The organism is Staphylococcus massiliensis CCUG 55927 (assembly GCF_000298075.1).
GTDB classification, from domain to species: Bacteria; Bacillota; Bacilli; order Staphylococcales; family Staphylococcaceae; genus Staphylococcus; species Staphylococcus massiliensis.
On sequence record NZ_JH815593.1, the window covers coordinates 338,698 to 355,160 of the forward strand.

The following is a 16,463-nucleotide window of genomic DNA, read 5'->3' on the forward strand; positions in this document are numbered from 1 at the left end:
ATGCAATTTAAAGATGTATTAAATGATATAGACAATCTCAAAGGTCGCATCGGTATTGTTGCAGCAAACGATGAATCAACTTTAAAGGCAATGATTGATGTCCTACACCATACAAGCGCACAACTAGTTTTATATGATGTAACTGATACATCAGAAATGGTACGTTCATTCGATTTATCCCAATCAGATTACGAACGCATTGATATCAAGACATACCAAGATGAAAGTAACATGCTTGAACATGTTTTTAACGACATTGCGTCGAAAGAAATTGATGTCATCTTTAAAGGTAATATCACGACTTCAAAGATCTTAAAGGCCGTACTTAAATATGAAAAGCAAGTTCAAGACCAATGTTTCTTATCGCATGTAGCATGTTTCGATATCCCAGATTACCATAAATTACTTATGATTTCGGACGTTGCTTTAAACGTGTTACCAAGTGTTGAAGATAAGATGAACATGATCCATAACATTGAGCCCTTTGCGAGAGAAATCGGGTATACGTCATTAAACGTTGCGATGCTGTCATCTGTAGAATATGAAACAAAGAACATTCCTTCGACTATCGACGCGAAAGCAGTCGCTGAGCATTATCAACAACAAACGTCTGATGTGAATGTCGTAGTTGATGGTCCTTTCGCGTTTGATAATGCGATTGATAAGCACAGCGCGATCAAGAAGCAAATTTCATCCCAAGTAGCTGGTGAAGCTGACGTGATTATCGTGCCTCAACTCGACGTGGGGAACGCGATTTATAAGACATTAACGTATTTCAGTAATGCGAACGTTGCGAGCATTATCTTAGGGGCTTCATTACCGATAGGAATCACGTCTCGTGCCGATAGCGTTAAGAACAAGTATTTAACCGCTATTCTCACTTTAAAAGCCATTTAAATCAGTTACGTTTGTCGAATTGTAACTTAAATGATTGCACTCATTTACGAATACGTATAATTTTAAATTGGAAAACATATCATAGTATAATAAAAAACGGAAAGAGATTATTGCTTATGGAAACGAAAATTTTAGTTTTAAATTTAGGAAGTACATCTTCAAAAATTGCAATTAATTTTGATAATCAATGTGTCTTTTACGAAAACTTAAAACATGATATGGCGTTAACATCCTTGCCTTTATCCGAACAAGAAGGGAAACGTCTTGAAGAAATTCATGCACGCATACGTACAGAAGGCTATGATTTACATCACTTTGATGGTATAGCTTGTCGAGGCGGTCTTGTAAAACCGATTGAAGGCGGGGTGTATCATGTCACGAAAGAAATGGTTGCAGACCTTTCATCTTTTAAATATGGTTCCCACGCATCAAATTTAAGTGCCATGACTGGTTACACGTTAGGTAATATGTACGGTGTACCTGTTTATACACTTGATCCACCTGTAACTGATGAATTTATACCAATCTCACGTGTTACAGGTATTAAAGGTGTAGCCCGTAAAAGTGTTTATCATGCCTTAAACCAAAAGGCTGTAGCACGTATGTATGCGAAGTCCGTTAATCGACCATATGATGAGATTAATGTGATCGTTGCGCATATGGGCGGTGGCACAACAGTTGGTGCCCATCTTAAAGGCAAAGTTGTCGATGTGAACGATGGTTTACTAGGAGAAGGTCCAATGAGTCCAGAACGTGCAGGTTCAGTACCTAACGACGCGCTCTATCAATACGGCTTTGAACGACAGATGTCACCTAAGGACTTCAATCATTTCTTAAGCCGTAAGACAGGCTTCATATCACTTTGTGGTTCTAATGATGTTGAGTCTATATGTCGTGAGATGGATCAAAACGCTGAATATAAGTTAGCCGTAGACAGTTGTATTTATCAAGTTTCAAAGGCAATTGGTGAACGTTCAATTTCTTTAAAAGGACAGGTTGACCAAATTATTTTGACAGGTGGACTTGCTTATAACACTTATATAACAGACGAAATCAAACGTTACGTTGATTGGATAGCACCTGTTACGATTTACGCAGGTGAAAAAGAAATGGATGCTTTAGCCACACGTGTATATGATTTATTTATTGATCATGAAGAAGCTAAAGACTATCGTTAGGAGTTGAACAATGTCTAAAGAACAATACGATTTAGTCGTTATTGGCGGCGGTACGGCAGGTTATGCTGCTGCAATCCGTGCAAGTCAATTAAAAAAGTCCGTTGCACTTGTTGAAGAACATCAACTTGGTGGAACGTGTTTACATAGAGGATGTATTCCTACGAAAGCATTACTTAAATCAGCTAAAGTTTTAGATACGATTAAACATGCAAGTGAATTCGGTATCGAAACTGAAGCTTTTAAATTAAATGTCGACCAAATATTTGGCCGAAAAGATACAGTTGTGAACCAAATGTATCAAGGCGTCAAACATCTTATGAAGCAGAATAAAATTGACGTTTACCACGGACGTGGGCGCTTACTAGGTTCATCGATATTCTCACCTCAAAGTGGCACGGTATCTGTTGAATATGAAGATGGTGAATCAGAATTATTACCGAACCACCATGTATTGATTACTACAGGTTCTAAACCAATGTCACTACCTTTCTTACCATTTGACCATAAACAAATTTTATCGAGTGATGATTTATTACAAATGACGTCATTCCCTGATTCTATTGCGATTATCGGTGGTGGCGTGATAGGTATCGAATTTGCATCAATGCTTAATGACTTTGGTGTAGACGTACATATAATAGAAGGTAGCTCCTCGATTCTACCGAATGAGAGTCCGAGAATCGTTACGCAGTTGCGTAGGGCTTTTCAAGAGAAGGGCATTCATATTTATGAAAATGTCATGTTTGATGAAGACGCGATTAAACAAGGCGATACAGTTTCCATTCAATTACAAGACCAAACGATTGAGGTTGAGAAAGTGCTCGTTGCGATTGGTCGTGCACCTTTAACGGATGATCTAGGGCTTAATAATACGAAAGTTCAACTGGATGACCGTAACTTTATCCAAGTAAGTGACTACATGCAAACGGACGATAGTCATATTTATGCGGCAGGCGATTGCATTGGTCAACTTCAACTTGCGCATGTGGGTTCTAAGGAAGGTATCACGGCTGTTGAACATATGTTTGACCAACGTCCAATTGAAATCGATTATAACAAGATGCCTAAATGTATTTATGCGCAACCTGAGATTGCATCAATTGGTATGACCTTTGAAGCAGCGAAGTCTCAAGGCTTTAAGGCGAAGAAGCACAAAGTGCCTTTTCAAGCGAATAGCAAAGCAGTCATTGAAAGTCTCACGCCACAGGACGGTATGTGTGAAATGGTTGTTGAAGAAGGGTCTAATGAGATACTCGGTTTAAGTATGATTGGTCCTAACGTAACTGAACTGATTAATGAAGTTTCACTGCTTCAATTTATGAATGGTTCAACGTTAGAACTTGGTTTAACTACGCATGCACATCCATCAATCGGTGAAGTGCTTATGGAGATGGGTTTAAAAACAGAGAATAGCGCGATTCATGTCTAATAAGGAGGCAAATTGATGATAGATTATAAAGAAGTGGGTTTGACTGAATCAGATTTAAAGAAAATGTATGAATGGATGGATCTAGGTCGTAAGCTAGATGAAAGAATGTGGCTCTTGAACCGCGCCGGTAAGATTCCGTTTGTAATTAGTTGCCAAGGCCAAGAGGCAGCGCAAATTGGTATGGCATATGCGATGGAACAAGGCGATATTACGTCTCCTTATTATCGTGATTTAGCACTTGTGACGGCACTTGGTATGCCTGTTCTTGATACGATGATGTCGACGTTTGGTAAACGTGACGATGTCAGTTCGGGTGGTAAACAGATGCCATCACATTTCAGTCGTAAAGAAAGTGGTATTATTTCACAAGGTTCAACTGTCGCAACTCAAGTACTTCACGGTGTAGGTGCTGCGCTTGCGATGAAGATGGATGGTAAAGAGAACATCGCGTTAACGACTTTAGGTGAAGGTTCATCCAGTCAAGGTGACTTTCACGAAGGTTTAAACTTCGCTGGTGTTCATAAGCTACCTTTAATTTGCGTTATCGAAAATAATAAATACGCCATTTCAGTACCACAAAACTTACAATATGCGTCTGAGAAACTATCAGACCGTGCAATAGGGTACGGCATGCATGGTGAACAAGTCGACGGTAATGATCCTATCGCGATGTATAAAGTTATGAAAGAAGCCCGTGCACGTGCATTAGCTGGTGAAGGTCCATCGTTAATTGAAGCGATGTGTTCAAGATTAACACCGCATTCATCAGACGATGATGATTCGTACCGTACAACGGATGAGAAAGATGAAGACAAGCGTTTAGATTGTAACGTACGCTTTAAGCATTACCTCTTAGATAACGGTGTGTGCGATGAAGCTTGGTTCGACGAAGTTGATCAAAAGCACAAAGATATCGTTAATAAAGCGACGAAAGATGCGGAGAAATCAAGTTATCCATCTATCGAGGAAACGTATACGCATGTTTATGAAGAAGGGAGCTTCCAAAATGGCTAAAATTTCATATTTAGATGCGATTCACCAAGCACTTGATCAAGCTATGGCTAAAGACGACCAGGTTTACTTACTAGGTGAAGATATCGGTAAGAAAGGCGGTGTATTCGGCGTAACGAAAGGCTTACAAGATAAATACGGTTTATACCGTGTGCTTGATACGCCGCTCGCTGAATCTAATATCGTCGGTACTGCGATCGGTTCCTCTATGGTAGGTAAACGACCAGTTGCGGAGATACAGTTTGCTGAGTATATTTTACCTGCGACCAATCAAATTATGAGTGAAGCGGCTAAGATTCGTTACCGTTCGAATAACGATTGGAACTGCCCACTTACGATTCGTGCGCCATTTGGTGGCGGTATTCATGGTGCTTTATATCACTCACAAAGTATCGAAAGTGTCTTTGCATCAACGCCTGGTCTCACAGTTGTTATCCCTTCATCACCATATGACGCGAAAGGCTTATTGCTTGCTTCAATTGAGTCCAATGACCCTGTCTTATACTTCGAACATAAGAAAGCTTATCGCTTATTAAAAGAAGAAGTGCCTGAAGATTATTACACAGTGCCTTTAGGTAAGGCAGATGTAAAACGTGAAGGTAGCGATTTAACCGTCTTTACATATGGTTTATGCGTCAATTACTGCCTTCAAGCTGCCGATATGCTTAAAGAAAAAGGTATTGAAGTAGAGGTTGTCGACCTTCGTACCGTGTATCCGCTTGATAAAGAGACAATTATCGAACGCGCGAAAAAGACAGGTAAGAACTTACTTGTTACCGAAGATAATCTTGAAGGTAGCGTCATGTCAGAGGTTGCTGCAATCATCGCTGAAAATTGTTTATTCGACTTAGATGCACCGATTATGCGTCTAGCGGGTCCTGACGTGCCTGCGATGCCGTTCGCGCCGCCACTTGAAGATGAGTTTATGATGAACCCTGAAAAGATTAAAGCTAAAATGAAAGAGCTTGCGGAATTTTAAGGAGGGCCTACGATGGAAATTAAAATGCCTAAATTAGGTGAAAGTGTGCACGAAGGGACAATTGAACAATGGTTAGTTAAAGAAGGCGACACAGTTGAAGAATATGATCCGCTTTGTGAAGTTATCACAGATAAAGTTACAGCCGAAGTGCCATCTTCATACGCGGGTACGATTACTGAAATTATCGCAATTGAAGGAGAAACCATCGAAGTTGGAACAGTCATTTGTAAGATGGTGGTAGAAGGTGATGATAGTGCGGACAATGAGCCAACGTCTGATGCCGAGGATGCACAATCTGAAAGTCCGTCTCAAGACACTTCCTCTTCTGAAAAGCCAAATAAAGATAATCAGGCGCAAACGTCTAAACCTGCTTCAAATCAACCTAAGAACAATGGTCGTTATTCACCAGTTGTCTTTAGATTAGCGTCAGAACATAATATTAACTTAGCCGATGTTGAAGGTACAGGTAACTTAGGACGTGTTACTAAGAAAGATATCGAACGTGTTATTCAAGAAGGCCCAAGTACAGCTATTGATCAAACGAGCGCTGAGCCATCATCTCAAGCACCACAAAGCACACCTACAACAGCTTCAAGCGATGACCATGCCAATGCTTCAAGTATTCCAGTAGATGGTGTTCGTCGTCAAATCGCGAACAAGATGGTACAAAGTGTTACAGAAATTCCACACGCATGGATGAAAGTAGAAGTCGATGCGACAGAGCTTGTTAAAACAAGAAACCATTACAAGAAAGACTTTAAAAAGAACGAAGGCTATAACTTAACGTTCTTCGCCTTTTTCGTAAAAGCAGTCGCAGAAGCCTTAAAACAATTCCCAATGCTTAACAGTAGTTGGCAGGGTAGCGAAATTAAAGTCCACAAAGACATCAATATTTCTATTGCGGTCGCTTCAGAAAACAAGCTTTTCGTGCCTGTGATAAAGCACGCCGATGAAAAGTCCATTAAAGGTATCGCGCGTGAAATCGACAGTTTAGCTCATAAAGCACGCAATAACCAATTAACACAAGCCGATATGGAAGGTGGTACCTTCACTGTGAATAACACAGGTTCATTCGGTTCAGTCTCTTCAATGGGTATTATCAATCACCCTCAAGCGGCTATCTTACAAGTCGAATCAATCATTAAACGCCCAATGGTCATTAACGATATGATTGGTATTCGTGATATGGTGAACTTATGTATCTCAATTGACCATCGTATCTTAGACGGTTTAATGGCCGGTCAATTTATCAACTATGTTAAAGACCGTATTGAGTCATATACCATTGAACATACGCAAATCTTTTAATTTGGCTAATTGAATAATGCCCTTCAATCTAGTAAAATTAAATTAACACTAACAGTAATAGAGAGGGGTTTACCATGGATTTAAATTTTGATTTATATATGAATAACGTGGTTGAACAAGCACGTAATGAAATAGAAGCAGCTGGCTACGAACAGCTTACAACAAGCGAGGAAGTCGACAAAGTCTTATCACAAGACGGTACAACGCTTGTAATGGTTAACTCAGTTTGTGGTTGTGCTGGCGGTATCGCACGCCCAGCAGCGCAACACGCATTACACTATGATGCATTACCAGATCGATTAGTAACTGTATTCGCTGGTCAAGATAAAGAAGCAACTCAAAAAGCACGTGAATACTTTGAAGGCTTCCCACCATCAAGTCCATCATTTGCACTTGTTAAAGATGGTAAAGTTCAAGAGATGGTAGAACGTCATCAAATCGAAGGCCACGAAATTATGGATGTTATCAACCAACTTCAAGCCTTATTCGATAAATATTGTGAAACGAAATAATAAGGAGTATCGCCATGTTACGTTTAAATCCATATCGCATTGGATTTAGGACCATTAAAACGGCGATCGGTATGGCACTAGGCGTCATAATTGCTAAACTTATAGGTTTAGATAATTTTGCATCTAGTGCCATTTTAGTTGTACTGTGTATTAAAGATACGAAAGTACATTCATTAAACGCCATCGTTTCACGTTTTATATCTTGTCTAATTGCGATATTACTCGGCTTTTTAATCTTTCAGCTACTTGGTCAGTCCGCCATTGTACTCGGACTCATTGTCTTAATTTTTATTCCATTGACCGTTTCTTTAAAAGTCCAAGAAGGCGTCGTAACGAGTATCGTTATCTTATTACACATCTTTAACGCGAAGACACTCGACTTTAATCTTATAATCAACGAAGTGTTATTACTCTTTGTAGGTCTTGGTATCGCATTCTTAATGAACTTAATTATGCCGAGCTTAGACCGTAAGTTAAAGGACTATAAAAATCGTATTGAATCAAGTTTTACAGAAATTCTCATGCAGTTTGGTGAGCATTGTAAGCACCCAAACACATCGCCAAACTTCTCATTCAATACAGTTGAAACGAATATAAAGAAAGCGAAATCATACGCTTTCCGAGATGTTAAAAACCATTACGTACGTAATGAAAACTCATATTACAATTACTTTAATATGCGTGAAGAACAGTTAGATGTACTTAAACGTATACAAGCCTTAATCGGCGAAATTAGCACTGATGATCCAATACATCAGGATATTGCGCAGCTTTTCCAAGAGATCGCACTGAACGTGAATAGTAATAACTACACGTTATTACGTTTACACTCGCTATATGAAATCAAACTCAACCTTGAAAAACACGATTTACCTAAAACACATGCTGAGCTAAAATCTCGCGCGAGCATCATACAGATCTTGAATGAAATGGAAGTTTACTTAAAACTTAAATCAGAATTTGGGTCACTGAAACATCATAATCAAGTCATCGTATAAAGATAGGAGTGAAGGACATGTACTTTCCGAAATTCAATAAGATACAATGGGTAGGATTAGTTTTATTAATTATTGCATTAATAATTCTAATCATTCAAAACGTTATGTTTTTAACTGGAGCTACAAATGATTCTTCCTTTTTATTTACTATAGGCCTTATTTTAGGAGGATTACCGTTATTCATTAAATCAGATAAAATTTCTATTGTTTTAAACTTATTAGCATGCATTTTTATGGTTGCTCATATCATTTTACTTTTTATGTGAGGGTGATAGAAGTGGCATTTAAGGAATTTGACAAATACCTATGGATAGCATTCATTTTGTATACGATTATGATTGTCCTTAGCGTAGTCCACGATGTGATGGCTACGTTTGGACTAGCCAAAGATCCTAATTATTTTCTAACATTGGGCTTTATCTTTATAGGTGCCTCTATGATAATTAAAAACCGTAAGATTTCTTTCACTTTGGGATTAATCTCATGTGGATTCATGGTTATAAATATGATGATTTAGTCTTAAAAAATCGATCCCGTAGATAAAGAGAAGGGAGTTCATTTATGAGAGAACTAAATAAAAAAGAGAAAGTTTTATATGGATTAACGACGCTTGTAATAATAGCTGGAGTTGTGAAAGGAATTCTAAGGTTATTCGGCGTAGTTAATGAATCAAACTTACTCGTTACGGTTACTTTAACTTGCATGTTAATTGCTCAGGTCGCTAAATCTGAAAGAATTTCCATTATATTTAACGTATTAATGATTATATCAGGTATATCATTGTTTATATGGGGCGATATCATTTAATGAATGAAAAGGCGAAGCGTCTGGGGTTTGAGCTCCAGACGCTTCTTTATTAAAAGAGGGAAAAGATTGATTAAGATTTGAATTGAAACTTGATGGTGAAACTCTAATCAAGTCTCATGCTCTTTCAAACTTGATGACGAAACTCTAATCAAGTCTCAGACCCTCTGGAACTTGATGAGCAATTCCTAATCAAGTCTCATTATAGAATATGTCATTAAGTTTTTATTCTTATGCGTATACTTTAATGAATCAACCCTATTTCTTGTATTTCATAATCCCACGAAAAAGGGGATTGATCGAATTTAACTTGAATCTCGGCTGGTTCGCCGTTTAAATCAATGCGGTAATAACCAATATCATCACTACCTTGATTGTCGCTATTTAAATGAAGGTTTACATGATCAGCTTTATTAAGTAAACGAGCTGTAGTTTTATCATTGCTCATTTGGCTTAAATGAGTGTTATCGTGTTTTTCAACATACGAATTAATTTGTGTCTCACTGGATTTAATCACCCAATAGTCGTAGAAAAAGAAAGCAAGAAGTAAGTATAAAATAATGAGTAGTAGGATAGTACCGCTAATATAAGATAAAGTTTTCATAAGTTGTCACCTGAATTTAAAATATTTATTATACTTCATTGTAGATTTTATTTAAGTACTATTTCAATTAATAAAATTTAGATTATTTCGTAACATTATTTAGCCAGCCATTATATTAAGTCTATAATTTTTAGAAAAACTATGTTAATTTATAAATACCTTATACATTATTTCTCACAAGGAGTATCTCTATGGATGAGTATGCAAAAGAGCATAAAGTTTTAACAACACTTTTAGGATTAGTCGTTATAGGCATGTTAGTATTAGATATACTTAATACCGTTGGGATTATTCACGGTGAAGCAAACTACTTACTAACTTTCAATACAATATTTGTCTTCTTAGCCTATATCGTTGAAAGCAGAAAGCTACAAATCATTTTTAGTACAATAGCATTAATATTTATAATAGTTCATATCATTATTACTCATTAAATATTGTTGCGTCTAGGGTTTGGTACTCCAGACGCTTCTTTATTATTAAGGGAAACGATTGATTATGATTTTATTTGAGACTTGATGGTGAAACTCTCATCAAGTCTCAGGCCCTTTGAAACTTGATGACGAAACTGTAATCAAGTCTCAACCCCTTCCAAACTTGATGGCGAAACTCTAATCAAGTCTCAGACCCTTCCAAACTTGATGAGCAACTCCTAATCAAGTCTCAGGCCCATCCAAACTTGATGGCGAAACTCTAATCAAGTTTCGCTACGGCACGTAACCTCCATTTTCAAGAAAATCCCTCAAACCAATCAAAAAAGCGACAACTGATCTAGCCTTAACACTAGAACAAGTTGTCGCGTCGCTCATTTTATATTATGATTTCTTAATTTATCCCATCATTGGCGCTAAGCTGGATAATAATAGCGCTACTACTACTGCGATTAACATCACAATAACTACGATTCTACGTATGTTTCCGTTTCTCATATTTGAACCTCCAAAATATTATCTTGGTATTATTATACCGAGATTAATTCATGAATTCTAGTACATTTCGTGAAACCGTCGTGTTAAGATATATGCGTATGCAACCATAAGACGAATAGAGATAAGGATGAAAATATGAACAAAGCGCGTCTACGTAAAACTTTCATGGAACTCGTTCAAATCGATTCTGTATCAGGTCACGAAGGTCAGCTACAACGTTATTTAAAGCAAGCATTTGCCGAATTAGACTTTGAAGTACAAGAAGATGACGCCATGAACGACACGGGTTTCGGTGCGAACAACCTCATTTATACGCTTGAAGCGAATGCACCGTATCAGCACGCGATGTTGTTTACGAGCCACATGGACACGGTTCAACCAGGTCAGAACGTGAAACCTATCATTCAAGACGGTTACATATATTCAGAGGGCGAGACGATACTGGGTGCTGATGATAAAGCAGGCATCGCAGTACTCCTCGAAACATTTAAAACGATTCAAGAAGACGCACTCCCGCATGGTAAGATTCAAATCCTGCTCACAATTGGCGAAGAGTCAGGGCTTCTCGGAATCAAAGCGCTAGACCCTGACATGATTAAGAGTGATATGGGATTCACGCTTGATGCTACGAAACCAGTAGGCGAAACCGTTATCGGCGGACCTGCACGCACGCATTTTAAAGTGGCGATTATTGCTCCCCCTGGAAAAGCCCAACTCAGTGCCACTCAAATCGCAAGCAGGGTCATCCAACAACTTGAACTTGGAACAATCGACGAACAAACGAAAGTAACGCTCATGAAAATGGGCGGTGAACCGTTCGCTAAAAGCGACGCGGTACGACTTGAATTTGAACTTAAGTCCTTCTCAAATGAAACTATTAGACAAGTCGCACGAACAATGAAGCAAACGATTGAAGAAACTACTTCGATGCTAAATGCGAAAGCACTGATGGAAATAATCGAACTCTATCCAGCCTTCAAAGTTCAGGAAGATACGAATGTCGTGACCATCGCTGAAGAAAGTGCTAAGCGTATAGGACTTGAACCAGAAACATCTACCGTACTAAGCGGGTCAGATGGTACAATTCTAAACCAATACGGGCTTGAAACGGTTATCCTTGGTGTCGGCTTTGAAGACATTCATACGACATCTGAAAGAATCGCGATACAAAGCCTAGAGGATTTAACGAGGCAAACGCTTGAAATAATTGCGCTAGGGCTTTTCAAAGAGAGTGAATTAATATGAAAGTTGTGTTCGAAATATGGTACAATCAATTTGAATTTATAATAAGAGAGGTATGACAAATGACACAAGATATTGGTGTAATCGGATTAGCAGTAATGGGTAAAAACCTTGCGTGGAACATCGAATCACGCGGCAATACTGTATCTGTATATAATCGTTCTAGAGAAAAAACTGACGAAATGATTCAAGAATCAGAAGGGAAGAACATTGTTCCAACGTATTCTCTTGAAGAATTTGTGCAATCGTTAGAAAAGCCTCGTAAAATTTTATTAATGGTAAAAGCAGGCCAAGCTACTGATGCGACAATCGATCAATTATTACCTTTATTAGATTATGATGACATCTTAATCGACGGTGGTAACACGAACTATAACGACACGATCCGTCGTAACAAAGCTTTAGCTGAAAGTGGTATCAACTTCATCGGTACAGGCGTTTCAGGTGGTGAAATTGGTGCGTTAACTGGACCTTCGATAATGCCTGGTGGTCAAAAGGAAGCGTATCTTAAAGTGAAAGATATCTTAGAATCAATCGCTGCGAAAGCTGAAGACGGTGAACCATGTGTAAACTACATCGGTCCTAATGGCGCCGGTCACTATGTGAAGATGGTGCATAATGGTATTGAGTATGCGGATATGCAGCTAATTGCAGAAAGTTATATCTTAATGAAAGATTTATTAGGTATGACGCACACTGAGATCTCAAATACGTTCAAAGAGTGGAATCAAGGTGAGCTTGAAAGTTACCTAATTGAAATCACTGGCGATATCTTTAGTAAAGTTGACGATGACGGTAAAGTGCTCGTTGAACAAATTATGGATAAAGCTGGTCAGAAAGGTACTGGTAAGTGGACGTCTATCAATGCATTAGAACTTGGCGTACCTTTAACAATCATCACTGAATCTGTATTCGCGCGTTTCATTTCTTCATTAAAGGATGAGCGTACAAATGCTTCAAAAGCCCTTCACGGTCCTAAAGCAAACTTTGAAGGCGATAAAGCAGACTTCTTAGAAAAGATTCGTAAAGCCTTATACATGAGTAAAATTTGTTCATACGCTCAAGGTTTCCACCAAATGGCTGAAGCAAGTAAAGCTTACGAGTGGAACTTACAACTTGGCGAATTAGCGATGATCTGGCGTGAAGGTTGTATTATCCGTGCGCAATTCTTACAAAAGATTAAAGACGCATATGACAACAATGCAGAACTTGAAAACTTATTATTAGACGATTACTTCAAAGACATCGTGACAACATACCAAGATAGCTTACGTGACGTTGTGGCAGAAGGTGTTAAGAACGGTGTAGCAACACCTGGTTTCTCAGCAAGTATTAACTACTATGACAGCTATCGTACAGAGAACCTACCAGCTAACCTTATCCAAGCACAACGTGACTACTTCGGTGCACATACGTACGAACGTAAGGATAAAGAAGGCGTCTTCCATACAGAATGGAACAAAGGATAAATTAATATTAATTTTTGAAAATCGGGGCGACACGTCGCTCCGAATTTTTTTATATCTAAGTCCCGAACTTCATATTGAAGTTCAGGGCTTTTTATATACCTATTAATTATCAAGCTTCAAGCTACTTTATATACTATCTGCATAAATTCATTTAAATTCTAAGAAGCTTTATATTTTTATATAAACTTAAACACAATTTAGCTATACTGAATATAAATATAAATATAATTGTCGTAAATGTAAGATTTATGATTTTAACTTTTATTTTATGGGGTGGCGGTATGGCATATCAAAGCGAATTACAACTTGAAAATGATGTATTACAGCGTTTGAGTGAAATCGGCTATGAACGCGTGAACATCCATAATAAACAAACTTTAGAAGCTAATTTTCGTCAAATTATTAATGATAGACACCGTGATAAACTCGATGGTAAACCTTTATCTGACAAAGAATTTGAACGATTAATGCTTGATATAAACGGTAAAAGTGTATTCGATAGTGCATTGATTTTGCGAGACAAGTACGTCTTAAAGCGTGACGATGAATCTATCGTTTACCTCGACTTCTTAAATAAACAGAAGTGGTGCAAGAACACGTTTCAAGTCGCAAACCAAGTGAACGATCGCAAAGACTATCGCAGTCGCTATGACGTGACAATCCTGATTAATGGTCTACCGCTCGTGCAAATTGAGCTTAAACGTAGTGGTGTTGCTATTACTGAAGCGTTTAACCAAGTGAAGCGATACCACAAACAAAGTTTCACAGGTTTATTCCGATACATACAACTCTTCGTCATTAGTAATAAAATGAAAACGCGTTACTTTGCAAATAGTGATAAAGAACTTCTTAAAGGTTTTATGTTTTATTGGAGTGACGAAGCCAATAAACGTATTAATCACTTAAAAGATTTCATAGATGCTTTCTTATCGCCATGTAAGCTCGCTAAAATGATAAGTCGTTACATGATCGTTAACGAAGCTGATCGTATACTGATGGCACTTCGTCCGTATCAAGTTTATGCAGTTGAGGCATTGATTAATCAAGCGCTTGAAACAAACAACAATGGTTATATTTGGCATACAACTGGGAGCGGTAAAACACTAACGTCTTTTAAATCAAGCCAAGTACTTGCTGAAGAACCAGATATTAAGAAAGTCATCTTTTTAGTCGACCGTAATGATTTAGATGACCAAACATTAAGAGAATTTAATAAGTTTCAAGCTGATTCGGTAGACGATACTGAGAATACGAAGAAATTACTCGAGCAATTAGCAAATCCGTCTCAAAAATTGCTTATCAATACGATTCAAAAAATATCACATGCGATTAAAAGCGGTGACGATATTCTAAAACGCTATGAAAACGATAAAGTGATATTCATTATAGACGAATGCCATCGTTCTCAATTCGGTGAGATGCATCGCTTAATACGTAAACAATTTAAGAATGCGCAATACTTCGGGTTTACAGGTACTCCGCGATTTGAAGAGAATAAGAGTAATGACGGGCGTGCAACGTCAGATATATTTGGACGCTGCTTGCATACGTACTTAATCAAGGATGCGATTCGAGATGGTAACGTATTAGGTTTCTCTATAGATTACATGAATACACTTGACGTTAAGGATGAACTCGATGAGAGCGAAACTGCAGATAAGATCAATACAGAAGAAGTTTGGATGGCTGATGAACGTTTGAGTCAAATTATGCGTCATATTGTAGATCATTATGACAATAAAACTGTAAACCGAAAGTATACAAGTATCTTAGCGGTCCAAAGTATCCCTATGGCGTTAAAATACTATAATCTTTTTAGTCAAGCTAAGGCGCAAGGGTTACATGATTTAAATGTTACAACGATATTTTCATTAAGACCAAATGAGGATGTTAAAGAAGACGACCGAGAAGCAACACGTGATGCTTTAGAAAGGGTCATGCAGGACTACAACCTCATCTTCGATACGAATCACTCGACAGAGAATACGGATAGTTACTTTAAAGATGTATCGAAACGCATGCGAGAAGTAATCCCTGGTCAAAAAATTGATATCCTTATCGTCGTTAACATGTTTTTAACTGGCTTCGATAGTCGTAAACTCAATACCCTTTATGTAGATAAAAAACTTCAATTCCATGAGCTTATTCAAGCTTATTCACGTATAAATCGGGTCGAAAAGGAAACGAAGCCTTATGGCAATATCGTATGTTATCGAAACTTAAAGGCGCGTACGGACGAAGCTATTGAAATCTTTTCACAAACCGATAATACGGATTTAGTTCTTGAACCTCAATATCAAGATGTTTTAAACGAGTTTAAAGACTTAGTTGATCAATTAAACTTAATTGCGCCGACACCAGAGTCCGTTGACTTACTAGAAGGTGAGGAAGAACAAAAGGACTTTGTCTTAACTTATAGAAGAATGCTAGGTTTGCTTGAGCGACTTAAGATGAGAGATGACTACCAGGCTCGTGATCTAGGTATTTCAGAACAAGACATTCAAGATTATAAAGGTAAGTATCAACATATTTACGACCGCGTGATCAAGCGCCGAGATTCAGATGCGGTATCTATACTTGAAGACATTGATTTCAAGATAGAGATGTTACACAACGACGTCATAAATGTTCAGTACATACTCGACCTCATTCAAGATATTAATTTAAGGGATATAGTCGAGCGCGATGAACAGCGTAAGCAAATTCATAACATGCTTAAGAAAGCAATCGATGATCAAGTTCGCCTTAAGGCTGACTTAATTCGAGAGTTTATAGATGAAGTTGTCCCTCAACTTGAAGTTGGAACAGATATGAATGAAGCTTACCTTAACTTTGAAGAGCAAGCTAAAGTTCAAGAAATTCACGACTTCGCAACGGACACAGATTTCTCACAACGTGAACTGACGTCGCTATTAGACGAGTACGAATTTAGCGGTAACATCAACCGTAATCAAGTTGATTCAAAGCTTAAAGGAAGTTTTATTAAACGCAGAAAGAAGATTGATAAAATAACGAACTTCATTAAAGAAGTCGCAATTAAATATGGATTAAGTGGTTAGAAGATAGCTTTTATTACTATCACTTTATGAAAAGCATTATTAAG

The 16,463-nt window shown here is 37.9% G+C and carries 16 protein-coding genes; 14 read left to right on the forward strand and 2 right to left on the reverse strand.

Annotated features, from left to right (window positions below):
- The 10 genes from A33S_RS0102055 (at nt 1) to A33S_RS0102105 (ending at nt 9,119) form a co-directional block, all read left to right on the forward strand.
- A complete protein-coding gene (locus tag A33S_RS0102055) occupies nt 1–897 on the forward strand; it encodes a phosphate acyltransferase (RefSeq protein WP_009382504.1) in 897 nt (298 codons plus the stop codon).
- Between the two features lie 116 nt (nt 898–1,013).
- Entirely contained in the window at nt 1,014–2,075 is a 1,062-nt protein-coding gene (gene buk, locus A33S_RS0102060; RefSeq protein WP_009382503.1) for a butyrate kinase, read from the forward strand.
- 10 nt (nt 2,076–2,085) lie between these two features.
- Nucleotides 2,086–3,504: a dihydrolipoyl dehydrogenase gene (gene lpdA, locus A33S_RS0102065; protein WP_009382502.1), complete on the forward strand. Its 1,419-nt coding sequence runs from the start codon at nt 2,086–2,088 to the stop codon at nt 3,502–3,504.
- A gap of 15 nt (nt 3,505–3,519) precedes the next feature.
- Nucleotides 3,520–4,518, forward strand: coding sequence for a thiamine pyrophosphate-dependent dehydrogenase E1 component subunit alpha (locus A33S_RS0102070; protein ID WP_009382501.1), 999 nt, complete (start codon nt 3,520–3,522; stop codon nt 4,516–4,518).
- Nucleotides 4,511–5,494: an alpha-ketoacid dehydrogenase subunit beta gene (locus A33S_RS0102075; RefSeq protein WP_009382499.1), complete on the forward strand. Its 984-nt coding sequence runs from the start codon at nt 4,511–4,513 to the stop codon at nt 5,492–5,494. Before A33S_RS0102070 ends, A33S_RS0102075 begins: the two co-directional genes overlap by 8 nt.
- A gap of 12 nt (nt 5,495–5,506) precedes the next feature.
- Nucleotides 5,507–6,802 carry a dihydrolipoamide acetyltransferase family protein gene (locus A33S_RS0102080; RefSeq protein ID WP_009382498.1) on the forward strand — a complete coding sequence of 432 codons (1,296 nt, stop codon included), beginning with the start codon at nt 5,507–5,509 and terminating at the stop codon, nt 6,800–6,802.
- A 74-nt stretch (nt 6,803–6,876) separates the two neighbouring features.
- A complete protein-coding gene (gene brxB / locus A33S_RS0102085) occupies nt 6,877–7,314 on the forward strand; it encodes a bacilliredoxin BrxB (RefSeq protein ID WP_009382497.1) in 438 nt (145 codons plus the stop codon).
- Nucleotides 7,315–7,328: 14 nt separating this feature from the next.
- Nucleotides 7,329–8,312, forward strand: a complete 984-nt coding sequence (locus A33S_RS0102090; RefSeq protein WP_009382496.1) for an aromatic acid exporter family protein — start codon at nt 7,329–7,331, stop codon at nt 8,310–8,312.
- A gap of 17 nt (nt 8,313–8,329) precedes the next feature.
- Entirely contained in the window at nt 8,330–8,578 is a 249-nt protein-coding gene (locus A33S_RS0102095; RefSeq protein ID WP_009382494.1) for a hypothetical protein, read from the forward strand.
- 295 nt (nt 8,579–8,873) lie between these two features.
- A complete protein-coding gene (locus A33S_RS0102105; protein WP_009382492.1) occupies nt 8,874–9,119 on the forward strand; it encodes a hypothetical protein in 246 nt (81 codons plus the stop codon).
- Between the two features lie 241 nt (nt 9,120–9,360).
- On the opposite strand, the gene A33S_RS0102110 is transcribed toward A33S_RS0102105, so the two are convergent.
- The gene (locus A33S_RS0102110; protein ID WP_017176499.1) at nt 9,361–9,720 is read right to left on the reverse strand and encodes a hypothetical protein; all 360 of its coding nucleotides are present in this window, start codon (nt 9,718–9,720) and stop codon (nt 9,361–9,363) included.
- Between the two features lie 191 nt (nt 9,721–9,911).
- Between A33S_RS0102110 and A33S_RS0102115 the strand changes: the two genes are divergently transcribed.
- On the forward strand, nt 9,912–10,154 hold the full coding sequence (locus A33S_RS0102115; RefSeq protein WP_009382490.1) for a hypothetical protein: 243 nt from the start codon (nt 9,912–9,914) through the stop codon (nt 10,152–10,154).
- A gap of 396 nt (nt 10,155–10,550) precedes the next feature.
- Here A33S_RS0102115 and prli42 read toward each other — a convergent pair whose 3' ends face one another.
- Entirely contained in the window at nt 10,551–10,649 is a 99-nt protein-coding gene (gene prli42 / locus A33S_RS12160; protein ID WP_017176500.1) for a stressosome-associated protein Prli42, read from the reverse strand.
- Nucleotides 10,650–10,784: 135 nt separating this feature from the next.
- Here prli42 and A33S_RS0102125 point away from each other — a divergent pair, with 135 nt between their 5' ends.
- The 3 genes from A33S_RS0102125 (at nt 10,785) to A33S_RS0102135 (ending at nt 16,419) form a co-directional block, all read left to right on the forward strand.
- Nucleotides 10,785–11,894: a M20/M25/M40 family metallo-hydrolase gene (locus A33S_RS0102125; protein ID WP_017176501.1), complete on the forward strand. Its 1,110-nt coding sequence runs from the start codon at nt 10,785–10,787 to the stop codon at nt 11,892–11,894.
- Nucleotides 11,895–11,953: 59 nt separating this feature from the next.
- Nucleotides 11,954–13,360 carry an NADP-dependent phosphogluconate dehydrogenase gene (gene gndA / locus A33S_RS0102130; protein ID WP_009382487.1) on the forward strand — a complete coding sequence of 469 codons (1,407 nt, stop codon included), beginning with the start codon at nt 11,954–11,956 and terminating at the stop codon, nt 13,358–13,360.
- 281 nt (nt 13,361–13,641) lie between these two features.
- Entirely contained in the window at nt 13,642–16,419 is a 2,778-nt protein-coding gene (locus tag A33S_RS0102135; protein WP_009382486.1) for a type I restriction endonuclease subunit R, read from the forward strand.
- Nucleotides 16,420–16,463: the final 44 nt, after the last annotated feature.